General features: G+C 67.4%; 25 protein-coding genes. 11 read left to right on the top strand and 14 right to left on the bottom strand.

Annotation, left to right across the window (positions count from 1 at the left end):
- The 4 genes from KO490_RS06980 to KO490_RS06965 form a co-directional block, all read right to left on the bottom strand.
- The coding region (locus KO490_RS06980; protein ID WP_371822279.1) for a sulfite oxidase heme-binding subunit YedZ at window positions 1–515 on the bottom strand (515 nt) is incomplete at its 3' end.
- A 20-nt stretch (window positions 516–535) separates the two neighbouring features.
- Window positions 536–1,450: a protein-methionine-sulfoxide reductase catalytic subunit MsrP gene (gene msrP / locus KO490_RS06975; RefSeq protein WP_216018687.1), complete on the bottom strand. Its 915-nt coding sequence runs from the start codon at window positions 1,448–1,450 to the stop codon at window positions 536–538.
- A 94-nt stretch (window positions 1,451–1,544) separates the two neighbouring features.
- Window positions 1,545–3,596: a DNA helicase RecQ gene (gene recQ, locus KO490_RS06970; protein WP_216018686.1), complete on the bottom strand. Its 2,052-nt coding sequence runs from the start codon at window positions 3,594–3,596 to the stop codon at window positions 1,545–1,547.
- Window positions 3,596–3,889: a YggT family protein gene (locus KO490_RS06965; protein ID WP_216018685.1), complete on the bottom strand. Its 294-nt coding sequence runs from the start codon at window positions 3,887–3,889 to the stop codon at window positions 3,596–3,598. Before KO490_RS06965 ends, recQ begins: the two co-directional genes overlap by 1 nt.
- A gap of 195 nt (window positions 3,890–4,084) precedes the next feature.
- Between KO490_RS06965 and KO490_RS06960 the strand changes: the two genes are divergently transcribed.
- The 5 genes from KO490_RS06960 (at window position 4,085) to KO490_RS06940 (ending at window position 8,522) form a co-directional block, all read left to right on the top strand.
- Window positions 4,085–4,645, top strand: a complete 561-nt coding sequence (locus KO490_RS06960; RefSeq protein ID WP_216018684.1) for an acyl-CoA thioesterase — start codon at window positions 4,085–4,087, stop codon at window positions 4,643–4,645.
- A gap of 43 nt (window positions 4,646–4,688) precedes the next feature.
- Window positions 4,689–6,065, top strand: a complete 1,377-nt coding sequence (locus tag KO490_RS06955; protein WP_216018683.1) for an MFS transporter — start codon at window positions 4,689–4,691, stop codon at window positions 6,063–6,065.
- A 53-nt stretch (window positions 6,066–6,118) separates the two neighbouring features.
- On the top strand, window positions 6,119–6,940 hold the full coding sequence (mepA, locus tag KO490_RS06950; RefSeq protein ID WP_216018698.1) for a penicillin-insensitive murein endopeptidase: 822 nt from the start codon (window positions 6,119–6,121) through the stop codon (window positions 6,938–6,940).
- Entirely contained in the window at window positions 6,913–7,812 is a 900-nt protein-coding gene (locus KO490_RS06945) for an esterase-like activity of phytase family protein (protein WP_216018682.1), read from the top strand. Before mepA ends, KO490_RS06945 begins: the two co-directional genes overlap by 28 nt.
- A 107-nt stretch (window positions 7,813–7,919) precedes the next feature.
- The gene (locus KO490_RS06940; RefSeq protein ID WP_216018681.1) at window positions 7,920–8,522 is read left to right on the top strand and encodes a queuosine precursor transporter; all 603 of its coding nucleotides are present in this window, start codon (window positions 7,920–7,922) and stop codon (window positions 8,520–8,522) included.
- A 284-nt stretch (window positions 8,523–8,806) separates the two neighbouring features.
- Here KO490_RS06940 and KO490_RS06935 read toward each other — a convergent pair whose 3' ends face one another.
- Entirely contained in the window at window positions 8,807–9,988 is a 1,182-nt protein-coding gene (locus KO490_RS06935; RefSeq protein WP_216018680.1) for an acetyl-CoA C-acyltransferase family protein, read from the bottom strand.
- 147 nt (window positions 9,989–10,135) lie between these two features.
- Between KO490_RS06935 and KO490_RS06930 the strand changes: the two genes are divergently transcribed.
- From KO490_RS06930 to KO490_RS06920, 3 genes are all read left to right on the top strand, one after another.
- Window positions 10,136–10,510, top strand: a complete 375-nt coding sequence (locus KO490_RS06930; RefSeq protein ID WP_216018679.1) for a winged helix-turn-helix domain-containing protein — start codon at window positions 10,136–10,138, stop codon at window positions 10,508–10,510.
- 95 nt (window positions 10,511–10,605) lie between these two features.
- On the top strand, window positions 10,606–11,181 hold the full coding sequence (locus KO490_RS06925; RefSeq protein WP_216018678.1) for a lytic transglycosylase: 576 nt from the start codon (window positions 10,606–10,608) through the stop codon (window positions 11,179–11,181).
- A gap of 63 nt (window positions 11,182–11,244) precedes the next feature.
- On the top strand, window positions 11,245–11,832 hold the full coding sequence (locus tag KO490_RS06920) for a glutathione S-transferase family protein (protein WP_216018677.1): 588 nt from the start codon (window positions 11,245–11,247) through the stop codon (window positions 11,830–11,832).
- Here the strand turns inward: KO490_RS06920 and KO490_RS06915 are convergent.
- The 5 genes from KO490_RS06915 to KO490_RS06895 all read right to left on the bottom strand — a co-directional run bounded on the left by KO490_RS06915 (window position 11,808) and on the right by KO490_RS06895 (window position 17,604).
- Window positions 11,808–12,998: a TIGR03862 family flavoprotein gene (locus KO490_RS06915; RefSeq protein ID WP_303463321.1), complete on the bottom strand. Its 1,191-nt coding sequence runs from the start codon at window positions 12,996–12,998 to the stop codon at window positions 11,808–11,810. The genes KO490_RS06920 and KO490_RS06915 overlap by 25 nt on opposite strands.
- Window positions 12,995–14,023 (bottom strand): DNA polymerase III subunit delta, encoded by a 1,029-nt coding sequence (gene holA / locus KO490_RS06910; RefSeq protein ID WP_216018676.1) that lies wholly within the window; start codon window positions 14,021–14,023, stop codon window positions 12,995–12,997. Before holA ends, KO490_RS06915 begins: the two co-directional genes overlap by 4 nt.
- Before the next feature lies 1 nt (window position 14,024).
- Window positions 14,025–14,516, bottom strand: coding sequence for an LPS assembly lipoprotein LptE (lptE, locus tag KO490_RS06905; protein ID WP_216018675.1), 492 nt, complete (start codon window positions 14,514–14,516; stop codon window positions 14,025–14,027).
- The gene (leuS, locus tag KO490_RS06900) at window positions 14,503–17,043 is read right to left on the bottom strand and encodes a leucine--tRNA ligase (RefSeq protein WP_216018674.1); all 2,541 of its coding nucleotides are present in this window, start codon (window positions 17,041–17,043) and stop codon (window positions 14,503–14,505) included. Before leuS ends, lptE begins: the two co-directional genes overlap by 14 nt.
- Before the next feature lie 75 nt (window positions 17,044–17,118).
- Window positions 17,119–17,604, bottom strand: a complete 486-nt coding sequence (locus tag KO490_RS06895; RefSeq protein ID WP_216018673.1) for a DUF3576 domain-containing protein — start codon at window positions 17,602–17,604, stop codon at window positions 17,119–17,121.
- A 272-nt stretch (window positions 17,605–17,876) separates the two neighbouring features.
- Between KO490_RS06895 and KO490_RS06890 the strand changes: the two genes are divergently transcribed.
- Together KO490_RS06890 and KO490_RS06885 are read left to right on the top strand one after the other, a co-directional pair.
- Entirely contained in the window at window positions 17,877–18,812 is a 936-nt protein-coding gene (locus tag KO490_RS06890; RefSeq protein ID WP_216018672.1) for a porin, read from the top strand.
- Between the two features lie 72 nt (window positions 18,813–18,884).
- Window positions 18,885–19,538, top strand: coding sequence for a YggS family pyridoxal phosphate-dependent enzyme (locus tag KO490_RS06885; protein ID WP_216018671.1), 654 nt, complete (start codon window positions 18,885–18,887; stop codon window positions 19,536–19,538).
- On the opposite strand, the gene KO490_RS06880 is transcribed toward KO490_RS06885, so the two are convergent.
- Together KO490_RS06880 and ribA are read right to left on the bottom strand one after the other, a co-directional pair.
- The gene (locus tag KO490_RS06880) at window positions 19,529–20,044 is read right to left on the bottom strand and encodes a L,D-transpeptidase (RefSeq protein WP_216018670.1); all 516 of its coding nucleotides are present in this window, start codon (window positions 20,042–20,044) and stop codon (window positions 19,529–19,531) included. The two genes, KO490_RS06885 and KO490_RS06880, sit on opposite strands and share 10 nt — an antisense overlap.
- Entirely contained in the window at window positions 20,041–21,102 is a 1,062-nt protein-coding gene (gene ribA, locus KO490_RS06875) for a GTP cyclohydrolase II (protein WP_216018669.1), read from the bottom strand. Before ribA ends, KO490_RS06880 begins: the two co-directional genes overlap by 4 nt.
- A gap of 136 nt (window positions 21,103–21,238) precedes the next feature.
- Here ribA and KO490_RS06870 point away from each other — a divergent pair, with 136 nt between their 5' ends.
- Entirely contained in the window at window positions 21,239–21,925 is a 687-nt protein-coding gene (locus KO490_RS06870) for a response regulator transcription factor (protein ID WP_216018668.1), read from the top strand.
- Between the two features lie 19 nt (window positions 21,926–21,944).
- Here KO490_RS06870 and KO490_RS16650 read toward each other — a convergent pair whose 3' ends face one another.
- Together KO490_RS16650 and KO490_RS06860 are read right to left on the bottom strand one after the other, a co-directional pair.
- Complete coding sequence (locus tag KO490_RS16650) at window positions 21,945–22,856, bottom strand: DMT family transporter (RefSeq protein WP_216018667.1); 912 nt, start codon at window positions 22,854–22,856, stop codon at window positions 21,945–21,947.
- Window positions 22,853–23,428 carry a TetR/AcrR family transcriptional regulator gene (locus KO490_RS06860; RefSeq protein WP_216018666.1) on the bottom strand — a complete coding sequence of 192 codons (576 nt, stop codon included), beginning with the start codon at window positions 23,426–23,428 and terminating at the stop codon, window positions 22,853–22,855. Before KO490_RS06860 ends, KO490_RS16650 begins: the two co-directional genes overlap by 4 nt.
- Between the last annotated feature and the right edge of the window lie 144 nt (window positions 23,429–23,572).

The raw sequence follows: 23,572 nt of genomic DNA, 5'->3' as shown, positions 1-23,572 counted from the left end.
AACCAGGGCTGAAGTTCATTCACCTTCACCGCCCACAACCAATGCAGCCCGGCAAGGATCGCGGCCGCATAGACAGCCTTGTGCAGCCGGCGCCATGCCTGCCCGCCCATGCGCCGGATCGACAGGTTGTTCGATGTCACCGAAAGCGGGATCAGGATCGCAAGCGCCAGCATCCCCACCAGCAGATAGGGGCGCTTGATCACGTCGCCCAGCATCTGCGACCACAGCAGCCCCATATCCAGCACCATCCATGCCAGCACATGCGGCACGACATAGGAAAAGCACAGAAGGCCGATCGCGCGGCGGAACTTCATCAGGCTGATCCCGGTGATGCGCAGCAGCGGCGTGACTGCCAGCCCGCCCGCCAGGAAATAGAGCGCGGTCTGCCCCAGCCGATGCTCGATCTCGCGGATCGGGTCCACGCCCATCCGCCCTATCAGCAGGTCGAACACCACCAGCGCCAGCGGGATCAGCCCGACCAGCCATACGGCCCAGACAGGGACGCGGCGCAGCACTCCGTTGATCCTGGCCCGCATCAGTAATTCGCCCGCAGGTCCATCCCGGCATAGAGCGATGCGACCTCGTCGCCATAGCCGTTGAACATCAGGGTCTCCTGGCGGCCGCCGAACAGGCCCGCACCGATGCGCCGTTCGGTCGCCTGGCTCCAGCGGGGATGGTCCACATTCGGGTTCACATTGGCATAGAATCCGTATTCGCTTGCCTGAAGCTGCTTCCAGGTGTTCACCGGCTGCTGTTCCATCACGTTGATCCGCACGATCGACTTGATCGACTTGAAGCCGTATTTCCACGGCACGACCAGCCGGATCGGCGCGCCGTTCTGATTGGGCATCGGCTGATCGTACAGCCCCGTCGCCAGGATGGTCAGCGGGTGCATCGCCTCGTCAAGACGCAACCCCTCGCGATAGGGCCAATCCAGAAGCGCACGCTGCTGGCCGATCATCTCCTCGGGGCGGACCAGGGTCTCGAACTCGACATACTTGGCCGAAGGCTGCACGCCCGCCTTTTCCAGCACCGAGGCCAGCGTCACGCCCAGCCAGGGCACGACCATCGACCACGCCTCGACGCAGCGCAGGCGATAGATGCGTTCCTCGAGCGCGTTTTCGGGGGCAAGGTCGTCGACCGAGTAATTGCCCGGACGATCCACGAGGCCCGTGATCTCGACCGCCCAGGGGGCGGTCGTCAGGGCGCCCGCATTGCGTACGGGATCCTCCTTGCCGGTGCCGAACTCGTAGAAGTTGTTGTAGTTCGTGATCTCCTCGAAGCTGTTCGGGGTCTCGTCCGTCGAGAAGCGCGAGGGCTTGCCGGTCAGCGCCAGCGCAGGCCCGCCGGGCAGCGCGCCCGCGGCCATTGCGATACTGCCCGCCGCGATGAACTTGCGGCGGTTCAGATAGTCGCGCTGCGGGGTGACGTCGGACCATTTCAGCTTCATGTCTCGCTCCTTTGGCGGGGCCGTGTTGGCCCCAACATGGCACAAGACACGCGGGCCGCAGCCCGAATGATGCATCACATTCCGTTGAAATCGCTCAGTCGGCGATCTCGACCTCGTGCAGGATGGCGGCGCCGAAGCGTTCCAGGCGCGCATCGTCCAGATATCGCGACAGCGCGTCCAGGCTGGTGGGACGGGCCTTGGCGATATTGCGGATCTGCGCGGTGGTCAGGCTCAGCGGCTTCTCGGTACCGTCCTCGCCGCGCTGCAGGCGCAGCTGCAGATCGCCCAGACGGTCGAACAGCGCGCCTGCCGGACTGCCCGCAAGGGCGCGGCGCGCGGGGTGCATCGCAGGCTGTTCCCCCGCGATCACCGTCAGGAACTCCGCGCCATAGCTTTCCAGCTTCTTGGCCCCGACCCCGCTGACGCGGGCCATCTGGTCCATGTCCTGCGGACGCGCCGTCGCCATCTCGATCAGGGTGCGGTCGGGGAAGATGACATAGGCGGGGACGCGCGCGGCCTCGGCCAGCGCCCGGCGCTTGGCCTTCAGCGCGGACAGAAGCGGCTCGTCCTCCTCGGAGACCTGCGCGCGCAGGACGGTCGCGGATTTGGCATTCGCGGTCGTGTCCTGGCGCAGGGTCACGTTCTCCTCCCCGCGCAGGATGGGATGGGCGGCTTCCGTCAGCTGCAGCGCGCCGTGGCGTTCGGGATCGGGGCGGCACAGGTCCAGCCCCATCATCTGCCGGAAGATCGCCTGCCACTGGCCGCGCGGATGTTCGCGCCCCACCCCGAAGGTCGGCAGGTGGTCGTGGCCCCGTTCGCGCACCTTGTCGGTCTGGTTGCCGGTCAGCACGTCGATCAGGTGACCCGATCCGAACCATTCGCCCGTGCGCAGCATCGCGGACAGCGCCTTGCGGACGGCCATCGTGCCGTCGAACAGCTTGGGCGGGGTCTGGCACAGGTCGCAATTGCCGCAATCGCCGTGCTGCTCCTCTCCGAAATAGGCCAGCAGGCGGCTGCGGCGGCAGCCCGTCGCCTCGGCCAAGCCCAGAAGCGCGTTCAGGCGGGCATGGTCGGCGGTCTTGCGGGCAGGCTCGGCCAGCCCCTCGTCGATCTGGGTGCGGCGCAGGCGGATGTCGTCGGGACCATAGAGGGTCAGCGTCTCGGCCGGGTCGCCGTCGCGGCCCGCGCGGCCGATCTCCTGATAGTATCCCTCGATGGATTTCGGCAGGTCCGCATGCAGCACCCACCGGATGTCGGGCTTGTCGATGCCCATGCCGAAGGCCACCGTCGCCACGACGATCAGCCCGTCCTCGCGCTGGAAACGCGCCTCGGCCTCGCGGCGCTGATCGGGCTCCAGACCTGCATGATATGCGATGGCCGGATGCCCCGCCTCGCGCAGCGCCTGGGCCAGCGATTCCGTCCGCGCCCGCGCCCCGCAATAGACGATGCCCGACTGACCGCGACGCGCGGCGACGAAGGACAGCACCTGCTTGCGGGGACTGTCCTTCGGCTGAAAGGCCAGCCGGATGTTCGGGCGGTCGAAACCGCGCAGGAAGGTGACGGGTTCGACCTTGGCGAACAGGCGCTCGACGATCTCGGCGCGGGTTTCGGCATCCGCGGTGGCGGTGAAGGCCGCAAGCGGCACGTTCAGCGTGCGCTTCAGTTCACCGATCCGAAGATAGTCGGGGCGGAAATCGTGGCCCCACTGGCTGACGCAATGCGCCTCGTCGACCGCGATGGCGGTGACGCCCGCGCGCCGCAGCAGGTTGACCGTGCCCCCCGATGCCAGCCGCTCGGGCGCCATGTAGAGAATGCGCAGGCTGCCATCCGACAGGCCCGCGAAGACGGCCTCGGTCTCGGCCTCGGTATTGCCGCTGGTCAGGGCGCCGGCTTCGACGCCCGCGGCACGCAGGGCGCGCACCTGGTCCCGCATCAGCGCGATCAGCGGGGAAATGACGACCGTCACCCCCTGCCGCATCAGCGCGGGCAGCTGATAGCACAGCGACTTGCCCCCGCCCGTGGGCATGATCGCAAGCACGTCGCTGCCATCGGCGACGGCTTCGACGATCTCCTGCTGGCCCGGTCTGAAGCCGTCAAAGCCCCAGACCTCGCGCAGCAGGTCGCCCGCTGGCAGATCCCGCGCCATCAGAAGCCGTAGAAGAAGCCCGCGTTGTTCGCCAGCGCGCGCTGCAGGATGATGATGATCAGGAAGACGACCAGCGGGGCCAGGTCCAGCCCGCCGGTATTCGGCAGTACGTTGCGGATCGGACGATAGATCGGTTCGAGCAGCCGGTTCAGGCCGTCCCAGATCTGCGCGACCAGCGGCTGACGAAGGTTCAGCACTTGGAAGTTGATCAGCCAGGACATGATGATGTGGACGATCATCACGAACCAAACCACCTGCAGGATCAGCTGCAGCGCCTCGTAGAGCGTTCCCATAATTCTTCCTCGTGTTCGTGCCGGCATTCGTATCGGGCCGGTGCCCGATCCCCGCGATCGCGGCCCTGTATGCGGGCAAGGCGCCGCATGCGCAAGCATGCCCGCCCCTGCCGCGTCGCGATGCCGCCGCGTCGCAGGTTGACGCCCGCGTGAACAGCGGCCACCCATGGCGGCGGATCGATCAAAGGGGGCCCGATGTATCCGCTGTTCCGCTTCGCCAAGGAAATGGTCAAGTTCCGCAAGGCGCCCCGGCTCGGGCCGTTCGATGCGCATGTATCACAGCACATGTGCTGGCCCTGGGACCTGGACCCGTGGATCGAGCTGAACAACGGCCGGACCCTGACCCTGTTCGACCTGGGCCGCATCCCGCTGGCGCAGCGCACGGGGCTGGTCGCGATCCTGCGCGCGCATGGATGGGGAATGACCGTGGCGGGCAATTCCACCCGCTATCGCCGCCGGGTGAAGGCCTTCGATCGCTTCACGATGGTATCCCGGATGGTCGGTTGGGATCACCGCTTCATCTATATCGACCAGTCGATGTGGAAGGGCGCGGAATGCTGCAACCAAGTGCTGATCCGCATGGCCGTCACCTCGGCCAGGGGGATCGTGGCGCCCGCCGATGTCGCGGCGGCCTTGGGTCATATGGGCGACAGCCCGGCCCTGCCCGAATGGGTCGCCGCCTGGACGCAGGCCGATGCCGCGCGTCCCTGGCCGCCCGAACTGCCCGAGGATGCCCGCAAGGCCTTGAAAGCCTGACATCCGCTGGGCCTTATGTCCCCGACGCCATAGGGGGACGGCCATGAATCGCAAGCGCATCTGGGGCTGGTGGTTTTTCGACTGGGCCAGCCAGCCCTATCACACGCTGCTTCTGACATTCGTCTTCTCGATCTACTTCGCCGAGGTCGCGAAGACCCATTATATCGCCCTGGGCTTCAGCAGCACGATCGCGGGCGCGCATGCGCAGGCGCTGTGGGGCTATGGACTGTCGATCACGGGCCTGTGCATCGCGCTGCTTGCCCCCGTGCTGGGGGCGGTGGCCGACAGTTCGGGGCGGCGGATGGGCTGGATCTGGCTGTTCTCGGGGCTCTATGTGCTGGGCGCGGCGGGATTGTGGACGCTGACGCCCGATCAGCCCGCGCTGGTGCAGGCCGTCATGCTGTTCGGCATCGGCCTGATCGGGACCGAATTCGCGACGATCTTCACCAATGCCCTGCTGCCGGGCCTTGCGCCGCGCCACGAGATCGGGCGCCTGTCCGGTTCGGGATACGCCTTCGGATATCTGGGCGGGGTCAGCGCGCTGGCGATCATGCTGCTGCTGTTCGCGGAAACCCCCTCGGGGCGGACGCTGGCGGGGATCGAGCCGCTGTTCGGGCTGGACCCAGCCCTGCGCGAGGGGACGCGTTTCGTCGGCCCCTTCACCGCGATCTGGTACGCGGTCTTCATGATCCCCTTCTTCCTGTGGGTGCGCGAACCGCGCGGGCCGCGGCGCCCGATCCGCATGGGCGTCGCGCTGCGCGAACTGGGGGGCCTGATCGCCAGCCTGCGCCACCGCCGCAGCCTGCGCTACTGGCTCATCTCCTCGATGTTCTCGCGCGATGCGCTGAACGCGCTTTATGGGTTCGGGGGCGTCTACGCGGGGACGGTGCTGGGATGGCCGGTGTTCCTCGCGGGCGTGTTCGGGGTGATCAGCGCGATCTCGGCCGCGATCATCAGCTGGCTGGGCGGACGGGCCGACTGCGCCTTCGGGCCGCGCGCGGTGATCGCCGCCTGCATCGCGGCGCTGGCCGCGGTCTGCCTGCTGCTGGTCGGCATGGACCGGGCGTCGATCATGGGGATCCCCGTGGCCGAAAGCGGCGTCATCGGGGGGCTGGGCGTGCCCGACCTTCTGTTCTTCCTTTGCGGAGCGGTGATCGGCGGGGCGGGCGGGGCGCTGCAGGCCGCAAGCCGCACGATGATGGTGCGCCACACCACCGAGGAACGCGCGACCGAGGGGTTCGGTCTCTATGCGCTGTCGGGCAAGGCGACCGCCTTTCTCGCGCCCTTCCTGATCGCGGTGACCACCGATCTCAGCGGCAATCAGCGTGTGGGATTCATTCCCCTGATCCTGATCTTTCTTGTCGCGCTGGTTCTGCTAGGTTGGGTCGACCCGGACGGAGAAGAAGAGGCACGCCCGTGATCTGGAACACGACCATCCGCAAGACGTTGACCGCCGCAGCCGCCGCGCTGACCATGTCGCTGCCCGCAGCGGCGGAACCGCTGGCCAAGGACGTGTTCGGCGCGTTCCGCAGCCCCTCGCAGGGACCCGCCGTATCCATCGGCAATTACAGTCGCGGCTGCGCGCAGGGCCTTGTGCAACTGCCTGAATCCGGGCCGACGTGGCAGGCGATGCGCCTGTCGCGCGGTCGCAACTGGGGCCACCCGGTGATGATCGACTTCCTGATCGGACTGTCGCGCGCCGCGAACCAGGCGGGCTGGCAGGGGCTCTATATCGGCGATATCGGCCAGCCGCGCGGCGGACCGGCCCTGTCGGGCCATGCCAGCCACCAGATCGGCCTGGATGCCGATATCTGGATGCGCCCGCCCAGCTCGCTGAGCCTGTCGCGCCAGCAGCGCGAGAACATCTCCTCGGTCTCGGCCGTGGCCTCGAACGGGCTGGGCCTGTCGGGGGCCTGGACGCCGCAGCACATGTCGATCCTGCGCGCCGCGGCGAATGACAGCCGGGTGGAACGCATCTTCACCGACCCGGTGGTCAAGGTCGCCATGTGCCAGATGGAAACGGGCAACCGCGCCTGGCTGCGCAAGATCCGCCCGCTGAACAACCACGACTATCATTTCCATGTGCGCCTGAACTGCCCCGCGGGGTCGATCTGCGAACGCCAGAACCCGATCCCGGCAGGCGACGGCTGCGCCGAGGCCGCGGAATGGCTGGCCATCCGCAAGAACCCCGCCCTGGCGAAACCCGCCGCGCCCAACCCGGATTATCGCCACCCCCGCACCTTCCGCCTGAGCGAGCTTCCCGCCCAATGCCGAACCGTTGCCGGCGCACCCTGACGGGGACGCTTCTTTCGATTGCGATATCGACCGCGCCTGTCCATGCAGGCGCGGTTCTCGATTATGTCGGCACCTATGTCTGGTCCGAGGACCGCGAGGATTTCGGCGGCTTTTCGGGGTTGGAACTGTCGGATGACGGAACGACCTTCCACGCGCTGTCGGATCGGGCGCATCTTTACTGGGGGCGGTTCGAACGCGACGATCAGGGCATCGTGCGCGGGGTGACCACCTTGGGCCGCGCGCAGCTGCGCGACAGCCATGGCAGGCCCCTGCCCCCCGGATATACCGGCGACAGCGAAGGGCTGGCCATCGGCCCCGACGGGACGATCCATGTCAGCTTCGAAGGGCTGAACCGCATCGCCTCCTATCCCGATCTGGACCAGGGCCCGACCCAGCTGCGCCGCGCCCCCCAGATCCCCGGCATGGGTGTGAACAGCGGCCTCGAGGCATTGGCGATCGGCCCCGAGGGGCAGCTCTATACCCTCCCCGAGACGTCAGGCTCGGACGAGACGCCCTTCACGCTGCTGGAATATTCGGACGACCGCTGGCATCAACGCGCGCAGATCCGGCGCGACGGAAGCTGGCTGATGGTGGGCGCGGATATGGGGCCGGACGGCAGGCTCTATCTGCTGGAACGCGATTTCGGCGGGATCCTCGGGTTTTCCTCTCGCGTGCGGCGGATCTGGCTGGACGATGACGGCGTCGCCGAGGACGAGGTCGTGCTGCGCACGCGGTCGCTGCAATACGACAACCTGGAAGGCATCGCCGTCTGGGACGACGGCATCGGCATCCGTCTGACGATGATCTCGGACGACAACTTCCTGTTTCTGCAGCGGACCGAGATCGTCGAATACCGCCTGCGCGACGAATGACGCCCGGGACCGTCACGGATTGACAAGCCGCGCCCTGCGGACGTATGCGCGCCCTGCCCGCAAGGCCGGGCCGAGTTCTCCGCAACCTTGTCAAAACGGAATTCCCGATGACACGCTTCCTGCCCGGCATCATTGCCATGGCCGCCATCGTGGTGGCCTCCAACATCCTCGTGCAATTCGTGGTCGGCGACTGGCTGACCTGGGGTGCATTCACCTATCCCCTCGCCTTCCTCGTGACGGATGTGATGAACCGCGTGCATGGCCCCCGCGCCGCGCGCCGCGTCGTGCTGGCGGGCTTCGTGACCGGCATCGCCTGTTCGCTGATCGCGGCGGGCGTCGGGGTCACCACGCTGCGCATCGCCATCGCGTCGGGCGCGGCCTTCCTGATCGCGCAGCTGACCGACATCGCCGTCTTCGACCGGCTGCGGGGCGGACGCTGGTGGCGCGCGCCCCTGGCATCCACCCTGATCGGATCGGCGCTGGACACGGTGCTGTTCTTCGGCATCGCGTTTTCCGCCCTGCTGCCCGCCGACGGCAATACCGGCTGGTCGAACGAGGTTGTTCCGCTGCTTGGTCAGGGACCGGGCGTTTCGCTGTGGGTTTCGCTGGCAGTTGCCGACTGGCTGGTCAAACTGGGTCTGGCGCTACTGGCGCTTGTGCCCTTCCGCCTGATCGTCCGCAATTTGTTGGGTGCTGCCCCCAAAACCTGATTGACACATCTCCGATCTGTGGCAACCTGACCTTACAACGGCAACATTGAAAGGAGGTGGTCCAGTGTCGAGAGTGATATTGGAGAGAGGTGTCGGAACAGTCAGGGGGGCCGTGGCCTGAAGGCAGCCCTTCGGGTCGTAAACCCTGGTTGGGACCGGATGCGCTTCCATCCCTAACCGGACCATCTCCTTGGATCTCGCGGGTCGTCTTCTTCAGACGACCCGTTCCATTTTTTCGAAGGCGGCGGGATCACCCGCCGCCTTCGACATTTCCGGCCCCGCGATCAGCCGCGACGGATCGCAATGGCGATGCCCTGCCCGCCGCCGATGCACATGGTGATCAGCGCCGTGGTGCCGCCGGTCCGTTCCAGTTCATGCAGCGCCTTCACCGTCAGGATCGCGCCGGTCGCACCCACCGGATGGCCAAGCGCGATGGCGCCGCCATTCGGGTTCACCCGCGCCGGATCAAGGCCCAGCCCCTTGTTCACCGCAAGCGCCTGCGCGGCGAAGGCCTCGTTCGATTCGATCACGTCGAAATCGCCGGGCTTCAGGCCCGTCTTCTCCATCAGCGCCTGCACGGCGGGGATCGGACCGACGCCCATCACCTCGGGGCGGACGCCCGCCACGGCATAGCCGAGGATCCGCGCGCGCGGAGTCAGGCCCGCAGCCTCGGCCGCGCCCGCGCGTGCCAGCACCAGTGCGGCCGCACCGTCATTGATGCCGCTGGCATTGCCCGCCGTCACGCTGCCGCCCTTCTGGAAGACCGGCTTCAGGCCCGCCAGCTTCTCGGGGCTGGTCTCCTTGGGATGTTCGTCGGTATCGAAGACCACCACGCTCTTGCGGGACTTGATCTCGACCGGGACGATCTGGTCCCGGAAATGCCCCGCCGCGATGGCCTCGGCCGCGCGGCGCTGCGATTCCATCGCGAAGGCGTCCTGTTCCTCGCGGGTGATGTCATGTTCGGCGGCGACGTTTTCGGCCGTGACGCCCATATGGCCGGTGCCCATCGGGCAGGTCAGCGCGCCGGTCATCATGTCCAGCATGGACTGGTCGCCCATCTTGGCCCCGAACCGGGCCGAGGGGATGACATAGGGCGAACGGCTCATGCTCTCGGCGCCGCCGGCGATGGCGAAATCGGCGTCCCCCAGCATCAGCGCCTGCGTGGCCGACACGATGGCCTGCGCCCCCGATCCGCACAGGCGGTTCACGTTCATCGCGGGCGTCGTATGGGGAATGCCCGCCTCCAGCATGGCGACGCGGGACAGGTACATGTCGCGCGGTTCGGTATTGATGACATGGCCGAAGACCACCTGCCCGATCCGGTCGGGCGCAAGACCCGCACGCTCCAGCGCGGCGCGGGTCACGGTGGCTGCAAGCTCGATCGGGGGAATGCCTGCAAGGCTGCCCCCGAAGGTTCCGATGGCAGTGCGCGCACCGGACAGAATGACGATATCGTCTGCGGACATGGTTTCCTCCCTCAGGTCTCGGATGGAAGGATAGGGCCGCCCCGCCGCATCGCAAGCCGCCCGCCCTTGTTCCGTCACGGCAGAGTTTGCAGATCCGGCATCTTCGCGGTATGCTCACGGGGAATAACGGATGAACGGACGCCCCCAATGCCCCCGACCGCGAACGGGCCGCGCCTGCGGATCAAGCTTCGGCTGGAATATGACAGCCCCCTGATCCTGGGCCCCGGCAAGGCCGAGCTTCTGTCGCGCATCGACCGGCTGGGCTCGATCTCGGCGGCGGCGCGGGAAATGGGCATGAGCTACAAGCGCGCCTGGACCCTGGTCGAGGAGATGAACGCGGCCTTTGCCGATCCGGTCATCGACCGCGCCCGCGGCGGGGCGGGCGGCGGGGGCGCGACCGTGACCCCGACCGGCAAGGATGTGCTGACGCATTACCGCGCGCTCGAGACGCTTCTGCGCGATGCGGGGGCCGATCACCTGCAGGCGCTGAACGCGCTGCTGCACCCAGAACCGGATGCCTGACGCGGATATCCGCCATATCCTAAGGGCTTTGTGATTTCACCCGGCCGTGATTTCCCCTAGTATCGCTGCCAACGAAAAAAGAGCACGAGGGCAGTATGAACAGGCTTCTCAAGCTGGGAATCGTCTTGCTGGTCGCATCCTGCGGCGGCGGAAACTACAGCGCGCCGCGCAACCTGGAAAACGCCTGCGCGATCGCTTCGGAACGCCCGCAATACATGCGCGCGATGAAGCGGACCGAACGCAAATGGGGCGTTCCGGTGCATGTGCAGATGGCGACGATGTACCAGGAATCGAAATTCATCGGCGATGCGCGCACCCCGCACAAGTTCGCGCTTGGCGTGATCCCGATCGGGCGGCAATCCAGCGCCTTCGGCTATTCCCAGGCGCTCGACGGCACGTGGGAGGAATATCAGCGCGAGACCGGCAACCGCCGCGCCCGCCGCGACGACATCCGCGATGCGACCGATTTCATCGGCTGGTACATGAACGGCAGCCAGCGTCAGCTGGGCCTGTCGAAATACGACGCCACCTCGCAATACCTGGCCTATCACGAAGGGCGCGGGGGATTTGCGCGGGGCAGCCACCGCAGCAAGGGCTGGCTGATGCGGGTCGCCGCGAATGTCGGCCAGCGATCCGAGATGTATCGCCAGCAGCTGAGTTCCTGCCGCTGAGCTTGACGCCGGGCGCCCGATCGGGCCCACTTCCCCTCCGGTATTTCGATTGGGGGGTGGACCATGTATCAGGTGATCGGCACGGCGAAATCGCGGGCCTTCCGCGTTCTGTGGATGATGGAGGAGCTGGGCGCGGATTACGAACACGTGCCCGCCGTTCCCCGCAGCGAAGGTGTCACCCAGGTCAACCCCGCGGGCAAGGTTCCCGTGCTGGTCGATGACGGCACCCCCATCACTGATTCGACCGCGATCCTTGCCTATCTGGCCGACAGGCACGGGCGGCTGACGCACAAGGCGGGCACGCTGGACCGCGCCCGTCAGGACAGCCTGACCCAGTTCCTTCTGGACGAATTCGACGCCGCCCTGTGGCTGGCCGCGCGCCACAGCTTCATCCTGCCCGAGGAAATGCGCCTCAGCGCGATCAAGAACACCCTGCGGTGGGAATTCGAGGCCAGTCAGAAGACCATGGCCCATCGCATGGCCGATGGCCCCTTCCTGATGGGGTCCGAGATGACGGTCCCCGACCTGATCCTGACGCATTGCCTCGACTGGGCGCTGACCGCACGCTTCCCCATCACCGAGGCCAGGCTGTCGGATTACCTCGAACGGATGCGCGAACGACCGGCCTATCGGCAGGCTTGCGCGCTCTGATCCAGGTGGCGGGCGGCAGCCAGTCCCGCGCGCCGGCCCGTCGCAAGGCAGGCCGTCAGAAGATAGCCGCCGGTCGGGGCCTCCCAGTCCAGCATTTCACCTGCGGCGAAGGTGCCGGGCAGCGCGCGCAGCTCCAGATCCTTCGTCAGCGCATCGCCCGTGATCCCGCCCGCCGCCGATATGGCACCGACCAGACCCATCGGCCCGTCATGGCGCAGCGGCAGCGCCTTGGTCAGGGCGGCCAGCGCCTGCGCGTCCTTGGGCAGGGGCTGGCCCCATTCCAGCAGCAGCGCCACCTTGACCGGATCGCCGATCGCGCGCCGCAGCCAGTTCCCGAGCGACAGCTTGCCGCGCGGCTTGGCAAAGCGCCGCGCCAATGCCGCATGGTCCAGATCCGGGGCCAGATCGACATGCGCATCCGCGCCGTCGCGCATGGGGGCCGACACCTCGTAGATGCCGCCCCCCTCGACGCCCTGCGCGCCGATCACCCATTCGCCGCGTCCGATCAGCCCGCCCGCATGGATCGCCACGCCCTTGACCGCCGCGCCCAGATGCCTGCGCATCGGTTCCGACCAGTCCACGCGGAACCCCATATTGGCGGGGCGGAAGCTTGCGACATCCACACCGGCATCCCGCAGCATCGGCACCCATGCGGCATCCGATCCCAGCCGCGGCCAGCTTGCGCCGCCAAGCGCCAGCACGGTGACGCGCGGCGCGATCCATCGCGGCCCGCCCGGCGTGTCGAACCCGAAGACCCCGCCCTGCATCGCGGTCCAGCGCCAACGGCGGCGCAGATCGACGTCTTCCAGCCGCGCAAGCCATGCCCGCAGCAGCGGCGAGGCCTTCATGCCGACCGGAAAGACGCGCCCGGTGCTGCCGGTGAACAGCTCGATCCCCAACCCCTCGGCCCAGTCCATGACCGCGCGGGGGTCGAAATCGCCGGTCTGCGGATCGACACTGCCTGCGAAATGCCGCGCGAAATCGGCGGCATCCTCGGCCTTGGTCAGGTTCAGCCCCGATTTCCCCGCCATCAGGAACTTGCGCGCGGGCGAGGGCATGGCGTCGGCCAGCACGATCCGACGACCGGGCGCGGCCAGCATCTCGGCCGCCATCAGCCCCGCGGGGCCCGCGCCCACGATCAGCGCATCGACGGGTTCGGGCGTCACCGCCGCCCCCGCGGACGCATGGCCAGGCGCAGCAGCGCACGTTCGACCAGCGGCATCTGGGGTGCGCGGCTGGCCGATCGCAGCGTCATGTCGGTCTGCAGCAGCGCGGACACGGCTTCCTCCAGCGGGCCTGCGCCCCAGGATTGCGCCTGGCGTGCCATGCGGTCGCGGCGCGGACCGAAGATCGGCGGCTTGGCCCGCGCCAGCGCGGGACCGGCGCCCTGCGGATCGGCCGCAGCCAGGTGAAGGGCGCGGAAATGGCGCAGCGCCGCGATGCAGATGGTGACGGGGTTGATGCCCTGCCCCTCGATCCGGCGCATCAGGCGGCTGAAATCGACCTCTCGGCGTTCGGCCACGGTATGGATCAGCTCGTCCAGATCGGCCTCGATGGTCGCGGGGGCCATCAGCGCGATCTCCTCGACCGTCAGGGGCGATGCGTCGCCATGCTTGTAGAGGCCGATCTTCTCGATCGTCTGGCGCAGATCGCCGGGGTCCAGCGCACGGGCCAGAAGGGTCATTTCCCGCATGGCGGCCTGCGGCACCTCGGCCAGGCCCGCATCGCTCAGCCAGCGACGGATCTCCTCCTCTCCGGGGGGATCGTCATAGATGGGGGCGCAGACGGCCTGGCCATGGGTTTCGAACAGCTTGCGCAGGGCGGAGGATTTCTTGAGGCTGCCCGCAGTGACCACCACGACCGCATCGCCCGCGCGCCATTCCGACAGCGCCTGGGCCACGGCGTCGGCGGCACTGTCGGGCGCGTCGTCGACCAGCACGACGCGCGGGCCGGGAAAGAAGCCCACCTCGCGGACGGCATCGACCAGCTGCGCGCGGTCCTTGTTCAGCCCCGCACCCGCCATGCGGGTCAGGCGCATCTCCTCGTCGGCCTTCTCGCCCACCAGCGCCTTCACGGCCTCGGCCCGCTTCAGGGCCACCCGCATCGCGTCCTGTCCGTGGATCAGCAGCCCCGGCCGCGACGGATCGGGCCGCGAAAGATAGCGCGCGATCTCGGCCCCCTTCAGCAGCATGTCAGCCCGGCAATCGCATCGAGGCCGCCAGAAGCCGCGTCACCACCTGATCGGCCAGCATGATCGCCAGCCGCTGACGCGCATCGGCTTCGGCCGACAGGGTCGAGACGGTCGTCCCCGTCGTGGAATAGGAGGTGAAGTTGCTGACGCGCCCGCGCGTGATCTGCGCGCCATCCGGTCCGGTCAGCACGAAATCCGCCGTGCCGTTCAGCGAATAGCGGGTCGTCACCTCGTCGGGGGTGATGGCCTGGCTGACCACGCCCACGCTGATGCGGTAATCCAGATCGTAGACCGGCGCATCCTCGGGGCCCAGCCGTTCGGACAGGCGGCTGTTGAAGAAGAAGTCGATCGGCGTTTCGGGGTCGCGAAGGCGGATCTTGCCCAGAAGCCTGGTGCCCCCGCCATCCGGTCCGTAGACCGGGGTCAGTCCGCAACCTGCCAGGGCCAGAAGCCCCAGCAGCGCGGCGCGGCGATGCGGTTCACGCGACCACATTGACGATCCGTCCCGGCACGACGATCAGCTTCCTGGGGGCCGCCCCTTCGAGGAAACGCTGCACCGTCTCGTCGGCCATGACCAGCGCCTCGATCTGATCCTTGGCCATGTCCTTGGGCACGGTGATCTCGGCCCGGCGCTTGCCGTTGATCTGGATGGGCATCGTCACGCTGTCATCCTGCAGCAGCGCCGGGTCGGCCTTGGGCCAGGGCGCATCGACGACCAGCCCCTGCCCGCCCGCCAGCGACCAGACGTCTTCAGCCAGGTGCGGGACCATCGGCGCCAGAAGCTGGGCGGTGATGCGCAACACCTCGCGGCGCTGTTCGCCCCCGGCCTTCGATTTGCCGATGGCATTGGCCAGCTCATAGAGCTTGGCGACCGCCTTGTTGAAGGCGAAGCCCTCGATCGCCTTGGTCACATCCGCGATGGCGCGATGGGCCGCGCGGGCCAGATCGGCATCCTCGGGGCCGTCGGCGGGCGCATCCTCTGCCAGGCGATGCACGCGCCCGAGGAACTTGGCCGCGGCCTCGGCCCCCGCCGCCGTCCATTCGACGTCGCGTTCGGGCGGGCTGTCGGACAGCATGAACCAGCGCGCGGTATCGGCGCCGAAGCCCTGCACGATATTCACCGGATCGACGACGTTCTTCTTCGATTTCGACATCTTGGCCGAGGGGATGACCGTCACCGCCCGACCGTCGGCCAGCTTGCCGTCGGTCACATCCTCGGGCAGGTGATAGACGGGCCGGTCGCGGTCGTCCCGCGTCATGTAGATTTCATGCGTGACCATGCCCTGCGTGAACAGGGCATCGAAAGGCTCCTTGGCCTTTTCGGGCAGATGGCCGGTCTTGACCATCGCGCGGGCGAAGAAGCGCGAGTACAGCAGGTGCAGGATCGCGTGCTCGATCCCGCCGATATACTGGTCCACGTTCATCCAGTAATCGGCATCGGCGCGGTTCGTCGGCGTGTCGGCACCGGGGCTGGTGAAGCGGGCATAATACCAGGACGAATCGACGAAGGTGTCCATCGTGTCGGTTTCGCGGGTGGCGGGTGCGCCGCATTTCGGGCAGGTGGCCTGCCGCCATGTCGCGTGACGGTCCAGCGGGTTGCCCGGCACGTCGAAGGTCACGTCCTGCGGCAGCAGCACGGGCAGGTTCTCCTTCGCCTCGGGGACGGTGCCGCAGCTGTCGCAATGCACCACCGGGATAGGGCAACCCCAATAGCGCTGGCGCGAGATGCCCCAGTCGCGCAGGCGGAACTTGGTCACGCCCTCGCCATAGCCCTGCGCCTCGGCATGGGCGATGGCGGCGTCCACCGCGGCCTCTCCGGTCTGGTCGGCATCGCCCGCGAAACCGCGGACATAGGTGACGGACTCGGACTTCATCGGCACGAAGGGCGCGGCGGCGACCAGCTCGTCCGCCTGTTCCAGCGTCATGCCCGGCTGCCCGAAGGTCGCGCGGATGGGCAGGCCGTACTTGGTGGCGAATTCGTGGTCGCGTTCGTCATGCGCCGGGCTGCCGAAGATCGCGCCCGTGCCGTAATCCATCAGCACGAAATTCGCGATCCAGATCGGCAGCTGCCAGTTCGGGTCCAGCGGATGGGTGACGGTCAGGCCGGTATCGAAGCCCAGCTTGGGCGCGGTCTCGATCGCCTCCTCGGTGGTGCCGATGCGCTTGCATTCCTCGATGAAGGCGGCGACCTCGGGGCGGGTTTCGGCCAGCTTCTTCACCAGCGGATGATCCGGCGACAGCGCGGCAAAGCTTGCGCCCATCAGCGTGTCGGGCCGCGTGGTATAGACCTCGATCGCGTCGAACCCTTCGGGCGCATCGACTGTGGCAAAGCGGAACTGCAGCCCGCGCGACTTGCCGATCCAGTTGGCCTGCATCAGGCGCACCTTTTCCGGCCAGCCCGACAGCCCGTCCAGCGCCGACAGCAGCTCGTCGCTGTAATCGCTGATCCTGAAGAACCACTGGGTCAGCTCCTTGCGCTCGACCGTGGCACCCGACCGCCAGCCCTTGCCGTCGATGACCTGCTCGTTGGCCAGAACGGTCATGTCGACCGGGTCCCAGTTCACCTGCGCCGACTTGCGCGTGATCAGGCCCGCATCCAGCATGTCGAGGAACATCGCCTGCTGTTGATGGACGTAATCGTCGTCGCAGGTCGCGAATTCGCGGGACCAGTCGATGGACAGGCCAAGCGGCTTCAGCTGATCGCGCATGGTCGCGATATTGGCATAGGTCCAGTCGCGGGGGTGGCCGCCCTGTTCCATCGCGGCGTTCTCGGCGGGCATGCCGAAGGCGTCCCAGCCCATCGGGTGCAGCACGCTGAAGCCCTGCGCGCGCTTGAACCGCGCCACCACGTCGCCCATCGTGTAGTTGCGCACATGGCCCATATGGATGCGCCCCGAGGGATAGGGGAACATCTCCAGCACGTAATATTTGGGGCGTTCGTCGCGGATGGCGGCAAAGCTGCCGGCATCTGCCCAGGCCTTCTGCCAACGGGCTTCGCTGCTGGACGGATCATAGGGCATATCGGACCTCGGGCATCATGACTTGCCCGCAGGGTTTATACGCGCCCGTTCAGCGGGTCCAGCCCGCCGCGGCCCTTACAGGCGACCGTCGCGGATGCGCAGCTGGCGGGCGCGGGTCAGGATCGCATCCTCGACCGCGCGCGAGGTGCCCGGCGCGACCGCGGCCCCGCCCGGACCCTGCAGCGACAGGCGCAGGCTGCGCGCGTCCAGCGCCGGGTCCGACACCTGGATCGTCGCGCGATAGGGGCGCCCCCCGCCCGGCGGCGTGCCATATCCGGTCTGGATCACGCCCGTGAAGGGATCGATCGTCTGCACCGGCAGAAAGTCCAGAACCTCGAGGCTGGCATTCCACAGATACTTGTTCACGCCCACGGTGCGGTTCGGATTCTCGGACCGTGCGAAGACGTCCTGGATCCGGGTCGAGCGCTGCGATTCACGCATGTCCGCGCTGGTCAGGATCGAGGCCGTCTCGTTCTGGCGCCCGGCATCGTTGCCGCAGGCGGCCAGCCCCGCGCAAAGCGTCGTGACGATCATCAGGCGCGCGGCGCGTGCGTTGGTCATGCGATCCCCCGGTCTTTCATTCGCGCCCAGCATTAGCCCGGAACAACCGGACAAAACAAGCGCCTTGACCCTTGGGCACGCCCCCCGGAACGGCAATTCGGCGGTAACATCGCACTCACGGAAAGGTGTGGCGCTTGTGCATCACAGGTTTCCGGATCGGCTCACGGCTGCTCGCGATTTCGTTGCATCACAAGTTCGAAAGCGCGAAACCTTGCACATCCCCAGGGCGGAACCCCGATCTGGGCATCAGAGAGACAAGAGGGAACACCACCATGAAAAAGGCTCTTATCGCCTCGACCGCGCTGGTTCTGACCGCCGGCATCGCCGCTGCAGACGTGACCATCTCGGGCTATGGCCGTACCGCCGTTGACTACCAGGAAGACCGCGGTGACGGTCAGGAAGATACGCAGATCTCCTCGCGCGTCCGCCTGAACATCCACGGCACCACCTCGACCGACCAGGGCGTCGACTTCGGTGCCCGTTACCGCATCCAGTGGAACCAGGGCGATGCAGGTGTCGACAACGTCGCTCCGGGCCAGATCTACGTCACCTCGAACGGCCTGACCGTCGCCGTCGGTAACGTCGGTACCGCCTTCGACAACGCCGGCCTGATCTACGAATCGGAAATCGGTCTGATCAGCCGTTCGTACGGTAACGCTCAGGGCGACTTCTACGCCTACAGCTCGACCGGCTACGGCGACGACAACGGTGACCGCCTCGGCGTCGCAGTCGAATACTCGGTCGACGCGCTGACCGCTCGCTTCTCGTATGTCGACCCGGACCAGAACACCACCGACAGCACCAACGAAGAGCTGGGCCTGTCGGTTGACTACCAGTGGAACGACATCGCGCTGTCGGCTGCCGCAGTCAAGAACGCCGCTGGCACCGCAGACGCTGACAAGTACTTCGTCGGCGCCTACTACACCATGCCCGGCACCGACAACGGCATCGGCCTGAACTACATCGACGAAGATTCGGATGCCGACAACTACGGCACCACCATCGTCCTGTACGGTGACTATGTCGTCGCACCGATGACCACCGTCAGCGCCTACGTCGCCAACAACGATGCAGACGGCAACGAAACCGACACCGCATTCGGCATCGGCGCACGTTACGACCTGGGCGGCGCCTACCTGGCCGGCTCGCTGGAGCGTAACTACGAAGAGAACCTGCGCGGCGACTTCGGCGTCCGCTTCGACTTCTGATCCACGGATCAAGTCGCTTCGACCGAGAGAGCGGGCCTTGCGCCCGCTCTTTTCTTTTTGTCTTCTGCGCCCATGGGACTGGATGACATTACACGCCGCCTGCGCGCGGCCGAACGGGATGCGGGCCGCGAAGCGGGCAGCGTGACGCTGATCGCGGTCAGCAAGGTGCAACCGAACGACCGGGTCGAATCGGTGCTGGATGCCGGCCACCGCGTCTTCGGCGAAAATTACGTGCAGGAGGCTCAGGGCAAGTGGCCCGACTGGCGCGCGCGCTTTCCCGATGTCTCGGTCCACATGATCGGGCCGGTCCAGTCGAACAAGGCCAAGCCCGCCGTCGCCCTGTTCGATGCGATCCACACGCTGGACCGCATGACCCTTGCCCGCAAGCTGGCCCAGCAGATCGACGAACAGGGCCGCAGTCCCGAACTGTTCGTGCAGGTCAATACCGGGGACGAGCCGCAGAAGGCGGGCATCCTGGTCGATGAACTGCCGACCTTCCTGTCGTCCTGCGCAGAACTGGGACTGCGCCCGCAGGGGCTGATGTGCATCCCGCCCGACGGCCAGGACCCCCGCCCGCATTTCCGCCTGCTGCGCGAACTGGCCACCGATCACGGGCTGCCCAAGCTGTCCATGGGCATGAGCGCCGATTTCGAGATCGCCGTGGCCGAAGGCGCGACCCATGTCCGCGTCGGTTCGGCCATCTTCGGGGCGCGCGATTACGGCTGACCGGCCAACCCTTCGGGAATGACGATTCGCGTGCCGGGAACGGCACGGGCGGCGATGTCGATCAGGTCGCGCCGCGCAAAGGCGATGCAGCCCTCGGTCCCGAATCGTGGGCGTCGCCACTGGTGCAGGAAGATCGCCGACCCCCAGCCCGGCACCGCGTCGGGCCAGTTCCAATCCGTCGTCAGGATCAGATCATAGAGCGGGTCCGCCCGGCGCAGTCTTTCATGGCTGACCTCCAGCGGGGCGCGCGCATGGTGGTTGTAGGCCGGATGCCCCGGCGCGTCGCACCACAGATCCCCGGGCCCGATGGGCCGCGCCCAGGGTGCCGGCGGCACCAGCCGATCAGGGCGATACCACAGGCCGGTGACATGCAGGATGCCCGCGGGCGTGGCCTTGTCACCCTCGCGCTTGTTGCGCGTCACGCCTGTCCTGCCGATGCTGCAGGGATAGATGCGCCCCTGGAAACGCAGCCCCTGCGGGGTCAGCACCATGTCGGCGGCGCTCATAGCAGGTGCCCCGACTTGCCCGCCTTCACGTCTAGGTAATCGGTGTTGTGACGATTGCGCGGCACGATCAGGGGCACGCGCTCGGCCACCTTCACGCCCTGGCCTTCCATCATGGCGATCTTGCGCGGGTTGTTGGTCATCAGCCGCACCGATGCGAATCCCAGCCGCCGCAGCAGCGCCGCGCCGATGCGGAAATCGCGCTCGTCATCCTCGAATCCCAGGCGGTGATTCGCCTCGACCGTGTCGAATCCCTGGTCCTGCAGGCTGTAGGCACGCATCTTGTTGGCCAGCCCGATGCCACGCCCCTCCTGGTTCAGATACAGCAGCACGCCCGCACCCGCCTGCCCCATCGCCGCCAGCGCGGCCTGCAGCTGCGGGCCGCAATCGCATTTGAGGCTGCCCAGCACGTCGCCGGTGAAGCAGGCCGAATGCAGCCGTGCAAGGACGGGCGCATCGCGGGGCGGATCGCCGATCTCGACCGCGTAATGTTCCTCGGCCCCGTCGTCGGGGCGAAAGATGTGCAGCCGCGAACGTTCCGCCGCCAGCAGTGGCACGCGCGCGCCCGCGACCGGGGCCATCGCGGTTTCCGCGGCCAGCTGCGCCAGCGTGGCCGCCGGGTTCAGCGCGGTCAGTCCGGGCATGTCGCCCGTCACTGGCACGACCAGCGCGGCGGGCAGAAGCTGCGCCGATTTCGCCATCGCAAGCGCCGCGCGATGGGCCGCGACATCGCCGTCGCGTTCGGTCGCAAGCGGGCCCTTCAGGGGCGACATCAGATCGCCCGCCGGATCGGCCAGCGCGCGCAGCCAGCGCAGATCGACATCGGATGGCAGGCGCACCCGCGCCAGGCCCTCATCATAGGCGCGCGCCTTCAGCGTCCCGGCCCTGCGTGCGGTCAGCGCGACAACGGCCGGTCCCAGGGCGCGCAGATCGGCCAGGCGTTCGGGGGACAGGGTCTCGACCGCGACGGCCAGGTGATCGCCAAGACGCACCGGCAACCCCATGCGCAGGTCGGCGCGGGCGCGGGCGATGGTTTCGGCAAGGGTCGGAATCAGGCTCATGGTGCCACGCGGTTTTGAAACATACTGAAACATAAGCCTGCGAAACCCTGAACTCCATGTGAGAATCCCGACATGTCGCTGGACGTGGCGCAGGGCCGTGCCCACTGATTGCCCCAAGCAAGTCAAAGGAGGCAACATGGCCGGACTCAAGAAAATCCTGCTGATCGACGACGAGGAAGACCTGCGCGAGGCCCTGGCCGAGCAGCTGGCTGCCACCGACGAATTCGACGTGACCGAAGGCGGCAGCGGGGCCGAGGCGGTCGAGGCCACGAAGAACGCCATCTTCGACCTCGTGGTGCTGGATGTGGGCCTGCCCGACACCGACGGGCGAGAGCTGTGCAAGAAGCTGCGCAAGCTGAACGTCAAATGCCCCATCGTGATGCTGACCGGGCATGACACCGATGCCGACACCATCCTGGGCCTGGACGCCGGCGCGAACGATTACGTCACCAAGCCGTTCAAGTTCCCGGTCCTGCTGGCCCGGCTGCGCGCCCAGCTGCGCACGCATGAACAGTCCGAGGACGCGATCTTCCAGCTGGGGCCGTACACCTTCAAGCCCGCGATGAAGATGCTGATCGATCAGAAGGACCGCAAGATCCGCCTGACCGAGAAGGAGACGAACATCCTCAAGTTCCTCTATCGCGCCCAGGACGGCGTGGTGCCGCGCGACGTGCTGCTGCACGAGGTCTGGGGATACAATGCGGGCGTCACCACGCACACGCTGGAAACGCATATCTATCGTCTGCGCCAGAAGATCGAACCCGATCCCGGCAATGCACGGCTGCTGGTGACGGAATCGGGCGGCTATCGCCTGGTATCCTAAGCCTTCGAAGGCCCGCCGCTCAGGCGGGCCTTTTCGTTCCCGCGCGACGCAGGCGCGGCATGGGCGCGGTCGTCCAGAACAGGCAGGCCACGATCAGCCCCACGCCGACCCAGCCATGTGCGGCCAGGCGTTCGCCCACCAGCGTGACGGCCAGCACCGCCGCCACGACCGGCTCGAACAGGGTGATGGTCGTCGCAAGGCTGGTCGAGATCGCGGCCAGCCCCAGCCCGAAGGCGACATAGCCCAGGAACATCGGCACCAGCGCCATGTAGGCCCCCACGGCAAGATTGCCCCCCGACGCCAGGAACGGCCCGCCGGTCACGGCCAGCACGGGCATCAGCAGCAGCCCGCCCAGCCCGAAGATCGCCCCCATCGCGGCACGGCTGGGGACGCCCGTCCGCATGATCCGGCGCGCGCACCAGCTGTAGGCCGCATAGGTCCCGCCCGCGATCAGCCCCAGCCCGACGCCCAGAGGCACGTTCGGCGCAAGCTGGTGATGCCCGCCCTCGGCCACGCTCAGCAGCGCCATCCCGACCAGCCCGATCGCCGCGCCGCCGGTCCAGCGCATCGTCAGGCGCTGCCCGTCCAGCCGGTTCTCGATCAGGGCGGATATCAGCGGCGCCGACCCGATCGAGATCACCGTGCCGATCGTCACCCCCGCCATCCGCATCGAGGAATAGAAGGCCAGCGGATAGACCGCGACCGCGATGGCCCCGATCGCCAGAAGCAGCGGGTTGGCCAGCAGCGCGGTGCGCGCCCGCCGCATCGCGCCAAGCGCGATCGCGGCCTGGAGGAACCCGCCGATACCCATGGCGGCGGCACCGATGGCGATGGCCGGAACGTCGGGCGCAAAGCTTGCGACGGTGCCGGTGGTGCCCCACAGGGTCGCCGCGATCAGGCAGAAGAAGACGCCTGCCGAATGCCCGGTCACGCGATGGCCCCGAGCATGTCGGCGGCCATCGCGCGGGCCTCGTGGACGCGGCGGCTGCTGCCGTCGAGACCCGCGCGGGTGATCGATCCTTCCAGCAGATAGGACAGATGATCGGCCATCCGCGCGCGGCGGTCCTCGTCCGGGATCAGGTCGGTCAGGGCGTCGGCCAGCATGGCCTCGACCTCTTCCTTGTGGCGTCGCACGGCGGCGCGGGCCGGGTCGTCGGCGGTCAGTTCGGCCGCGGCGTTCAGCAGCCCGCAACCGCGAAAGCCGCGCTCGTACGCGTCCTCGGCATGGTCGGCATAGGCGTCGAAGACCGCCAGGATGCGCGCCTTCGGACCAGCCGCTGCCGCATGTCGCCGCGCATGCAGGGCCAGCCATTCGGCATGGCGCGCCTCGACATAGGCGGCGATCAGGTCCGATTTCGATGCGAAATTGTTGTAGAGGCTCTGCTTGGCGACACCTGCCCGCCGGGTGATCGTGTCGATCCCCGTTGCGGCAATGCCATCGTTGTAGAACAGCGCAGCCGCCGCATGCAGCAGGCGGTCGCGGGCGGAAAGCGGCTTGTCCATCGAAAAACCCCCAGGGATTAGACAGACCGTTCTACCTAATTTCTGCCTCGCGTCAATACGACAACCTGACCGGGAACCCATCGCGATGTCGGGACGTTCAGATGACGAAGCCCAGTGGCCGGTGGATGCGGTCACACCCTCCCT

Source organism: Paracoccus sp. C2R09 (genome assembly GCF_018860625.1).
Classification (GTDB): Bacteria; Pseudomonadota; Alphaproteobacteria; order Rhodobacterales; family Rhodobacteraceae; genus Paracoccus.
This window is presented reverse-complemented; position numbering and strand designations above follow the sequence as displayed.